The sequence below is a fragment of the Microcystis sp. M53598_WE2 genome, assembly GCF_030067735.1.
GTDB lineage: Bacteria > Cyanobacteriota > Cyanobacteriia > Cyanobacteriales > Microcystaceae > Microcystis > Microcystis aeruginosa.
In genome coordinates, this window is the sequence record NZ_JASJFE010000964.1 from 1 (window position 1) to 4,302 (window position 4,302).

At 48.2% G+C, this 4,302-nt stretch carries 5 protein-coding genes and 1 pseudogene; 2 read left to right on the forward strand and 4 right to left on the reverse strand.

What is annotated here, in order from left to right:
- Positions 1-248, forward strand: a 248-nt coding sequence (locus tag PX636_RS19750; RefSeq protein ID WP_288118433.1) for a hypothetical protein, incomplete at its 5' end; no start/stop codon positions are given.
- On the opposite strand, the gene PX636_RS19755 is transcribed toward PX636_RS19750, so the two are convergent.
- From PX636_RS19755 to PX636_RS19770, 4 genes are all read right to left on the reverse strand, one after another.
- A complete protein-coding gene (locus PX636_RS19755; RefSeq protein WP_288118435.1) occupies positions 235-1,479 on the reverse strand; it encodes a M23 family metallopeptidase in 1,245 nt (414 codons plus the stop codon). The genes PX636_RS19750 and PX636_RS19755 overlap by 14 nt on opposite strands.
- Positions 1,480-1,524: 45 nt before the next feature.
- The gene (locus tag PX636_RS19760) at positions 1,525-2,238 is read right to left on the reverse strand and encodes a biotin--[acetyl-CoA-carboxylase] ligase (RefSeq protein ID WP_288118436.1); all 714 of its coding nucleotides are present in this window, start codon (positions 2,236-2,238) and stop codon (positions 1,525-1,527) included.
- Positions 2,239-2,530: 292 nt separating this feature from the next.
- A complete protein-coding gene (locus tag PX636_RS19765) occupies positions 2,531-3,175 on the reverse strand; it encodes a histidine phosphatase family protein (protein ID WP_002759710.1) in 645 nt (214 codons plus the stop codon).
- A 49-nt stretch (positions 3,176-3,224) separates the two neighbouring features.
- Entirely contained in the window at positions 3,225-3,863 is a 639-nt protein-coding gene (locus PX636_RS19770) for a histidine phosphatase family protein (RefSeq protein WP_288118438.1), read from the reverse strand.
- A 163-nt stretch (positions 3,864-4,026) separates the two neighbouring features.
- Here PX636_RS19770 and PX636_RS19775 point away from each other — a divergent pair.
- Positions 4,027-4,161, forward strand: a pseudogene (locus PX636_RS19775) (RNA-guided endonuclease TnpB family protein); the annotation flags it as partial.
- Positions 4,162-4,302 lie beyond the last annotated feature (141 nt).

Genomic DNA, 4,302 nt, shown 5'->3' on the forward strand with positions numbered 1-4,302 from the left:
TCGCCCCTACAGGACGCGGAACCATGAAGACGCAAGGTTTTGAACCACGATTCTCTCAAAATCTTGCACCTGTTTCGCGAGAAAAGCCACAAAACCCTTACCTTGCCTACATTTCACATTTATTCAGCAAGCCCTACTTAAGACTGCGAATGTATGAAAACGCATCAATTGGGCAAAAGCTCAACGATGCGTTTTTAAGCTCCAAAAACCGCTATGGTTGTAACCCAAAACAAATTAATTCTGATTAGAGTCAGTGGCTGCGGCCATTTGCATTCTCTGCACCAGATTATCGAGGGCTAATTCTAGATGTAAACCGGCATCTACGGCGGTCCAACCCTGTTCGGTTAGGTGTCGCCATTCAAAGTGTAGGTGCGGACCGGTAGAAAGTCCCGTACTACCCACACGACCGATAACCGCGCCCTGTTCCACCCATTCTCCCGGTTTGACGGTAATTTCCGAAAGGTGGGCATAACGAGATTCTTGACTACCATCGAGGTGACGTAAAATCACCGTTAATCCGTAACCTCCTAACCAGTCGGCGGTGGCCACTTCCCCTGCGTAGGCGGCTAATACAGGTGTTCCCATCGCCGCGCCTAAATCAGTACCCGCGTGCATGGCCCGATTCCCGCTGACTGGATGATTTCGCCACCCAAAAACCGAGGTAATTTGAGCAGGAAGGGCGAGGGGAAAGAGTAAATCGGTGCGTTGAGTTTGGTTAGAATCCGTGGGACTTAAACGGGTGGCCCGCTCATAGGTGGTCGCTTCGCTGATTGCTTCCACTTCTGCGCGAGTCACCGGGGCTAAAGCTAATTTTACGCCATTCCATTCCGGGGGATTGAGGGCCACCACCTGACTCGCAATCACCGTCGGGGGTGCCAGACGTACCGGGGCGCTAGAAGCCACGAGAGTGGGGGCATAACGACGCAGGGAATTATTAGCGATAACCGGCTGATTTCGGGGCTGCCGTCCTACCCGCACGGCTGGATTAGGATTGAGACGCACCCGGGCCAGATTAACCGGGGGTAAGGGTTTGGCCACAGTGCTGACCGGCTGGCGACGGGAGGCCCGGGCCGCCAGATTACAGCTACCTCCTACCAGTTGACCATTTTGGGCGATGGTTTGGCAACCACTGCGGCGCTCGGTGACGACAACGGAACTGGGGGGGTTAAAGTTTCTGGTATCGATAAAATTATTTTTACCGCCGGCCCGGGGGGCAAGGGTAGGCATATCGGTTTGATGGTTTTCGGGGATAGCCAGACGGGGGGCAGGATTAGTATTTTCTTTGATAACGGGGGCTTTTAGAGTCGGGGCGGCATTTTCCACTACCGGGGTTTCGCTGCCAGTTTCGGAATTAGCGATCGCATTGGGAGCAAGAGTAATCAGACCGCTGATTACTAAACCGAGACCACTGCATAAACTCAGCTTCTTTTTTAAGGATTTTCCGAGAAAAAGTTTCAATATCACCGATGAAGGATACATAGGGCGGCCTCACTTCTCACAGTTTAGTCAAAAAAATATTTAGACTCAATTATAGCCGAGACTAACCCTACCGGCCGGTATATAAATTTCGCTACTGGCATTGTCCGAGGTGAGTTTAACTTTTAGTTCCCCTCGATCGCTTACCCCGGTTATTATGCCCTGATAGCCCTCAAAAGCTATCTTTTGACCAAAATTGGCAAAAAGTCCTAAATAGGAGGCTAATAGGGCTTTTATGCCGTGATTACAGTAATATTCATAGCCGTATAGGATAGCATCGCTGGTGAGAGAGGTTAACTGAGCGATCGAGGTGATTTTATTGCCAGTAAAAGCCTGTAAATTAATACCGGTGGGGGGGACAGGATTAGACCAATTGAGGCCTACTCCGATGACTGCTTGCGGGATGTTTTGGCCCTGAATACGGGTTTCTAGGTTAATTCCCCCTAGTTTGCGCCCTAATAGGACTAAATCGTTCGGCCATTTGATTTTAACGGGTATTTCTTGACAATTCAGGTGATGAGCGATGCCCCAAACTGTAGCGAGAACGAGATGGGCAGATTTATCCACCTCTAAATCAAGATTTAACGCCAAAGATAAATATAATCCTCCCGGTTCAGAAATCCACTCCCGTCCCCATTGTCCTCTCCCAGCACTTTGTTGACGAGCAGTCACCACAAAAGGCGGATTTTCCCCCGATTCTAATAATTGCCAAGCTTTAGTATTAGTGGAAGGTAATAGCTCAAAGTGATGGATTTTGGGCATAAATGGGAAGTGGGGAGTATTTTCAGTGTTGCCAAAGGCACGGCGTAGCCGTCCAGTAAACAGTAAACAGTAATCAGTGACCTGATACCAAATCCGTTGAGTATAGGCTACATATCAGGACAGGCAAAAGGCAAGAGGCAAAAGGCAAAAGGCAAAAGAGGGAATAGATAATCAGTTTTTAATAACCGGATTGAGTATGAAAACTGACATCTGATCACTGATCACTGATCACTGATAACTGAATCACTGATAACTGATAACTGATAACTGATAACTGATAACTGATAACTGATTAGGTGCAAGGAAGAGAACGCAGGTACTCACTGAGGTGGGAACGTAAACCGATGCCATGGAAAAGCGGGCCACGACTGCCTAATTCGACAATACTGACAGCTGCCACGGGCATTTCAAACCGATCGCGATAACGGCCCACATCGATACCCATCAGACTACAGAGCATGATCCGGATGGTGGCCTTGTGGGAAACGATCAGGATATTGCCATCACTGTGGGTGTGTTCGATTTCTTCCAAAACGGCCGCGGAACGACGGGCGATATCGATCCCCCTTTCCCCGTTGGGGGGAGCATTCCAAGCGGGATCCGTCAACCAACGTACATAGAGATCATGATATTGACGATCGATATCGTTGGGGTGCATACCTTCCCAAAGACCATAACCGATCTCTTGTAATCCCTGGCGGATTTCTAATTTCAGTCCTACCGCTTCACAGAGGGGTTTAGCGGTTTGAATAGCTCTTTGTAGGGGACTGACGTAGGCCGCGCGCCAAGGTAAAGAACGATAGACATCGGCGAATTCCTCCGCCATTTCGATGCCTTCGGCAGTCAAACCGGGGTCATTTTCTGGAGTACCACAGTATCCTCCCGTTTTGCTATAGGCCGTTTGTCCGTGTCGTAGAAAATATAACATCAAGCACATAGTTTTTCAGGAGACCAAATTCGGGGCTTCCCTGGTTACTGTTGACTGGTTAGGTTCCCGCTCGCGAGCGCAGGTCATTGCGGAGGTAAGAGCGATCGCCTATAACTTGAAAGAGGGGACCGTGTTCGGCTAATTCGACGATCGTCACCGAGGCCACGGGCATGGCAATTCGATCGCGATAACGGCCGATATCAATGCCTAAAAGAGAACATAACATGATTCGGATCGTTGCTTTATGGGAAACGATCAAAATATGGCCATCATCGTGATTATGGTCGATTTCCTCTAATACTTCCGAACTGCGGCGAGCGATATCGATGCCTTTTTCGCCCCCTGTGGGAGAATTCCAGCCCGGATCTGCTAACCAGCGCACATAATCATCATGAAACTCCCGATTAACCTCGGCTGCGGTTTTTCCCTCCCATTGGCCGTAGGCAATCTCTTTTAATCCTTCCCGTTTGTGGATGGGAATACCTAAGAGATCGCTTAAAGGGGTGGCCGTGGCCATGGTGCGCTTGAGGGGACTAGAATAGATCGCTGTCCAAGGCACATCTCGATAGACAAGAGCGAAATCCTTGGCCATTTCATCGCCGGCCGGGGTTAGTTGCAAGTCTAATCGACCGCAAAAACTCCCCGCTTGACTGGCTGTGGTTTCGCCATGACGCAAAAAGTAAAGTTTTAGACTCATTTTTTGGGTGCATCTCAATATTTGTGACTCTCTCCTATTTATAGTGATACTAAATCCTGTTTAAAAAGTACAGGAGACCAGGGAGCGGAGGGTGGGGAGCAGGGAGAAACAATCCATAACTTGGCAGTTAATCACACTATTAAAAACGGATTTGGTATGATAAAAGGTAAAAGGTAAAAAAGGTTATCCTAAATTCCCAAAGAATAATCGTTCTGTAGAGTATAAACACTCTGGTGGGAAATTATCCAATGATAGAAAGAAAATAACTTTCACAGATAAGAAAAATATTGGCACGGTGCTTTATCCAACCTTCTGATTATCTGTTTGGCTACCTTAGTTGTTGACACTCCCCGCTCTAAAGAGACGGGGATTCTTGGTTCACAGAGATTACTTGCTTAGACAGAATTGCTTCTGAAAAAGTAGAGGTATTCTCTCCCCA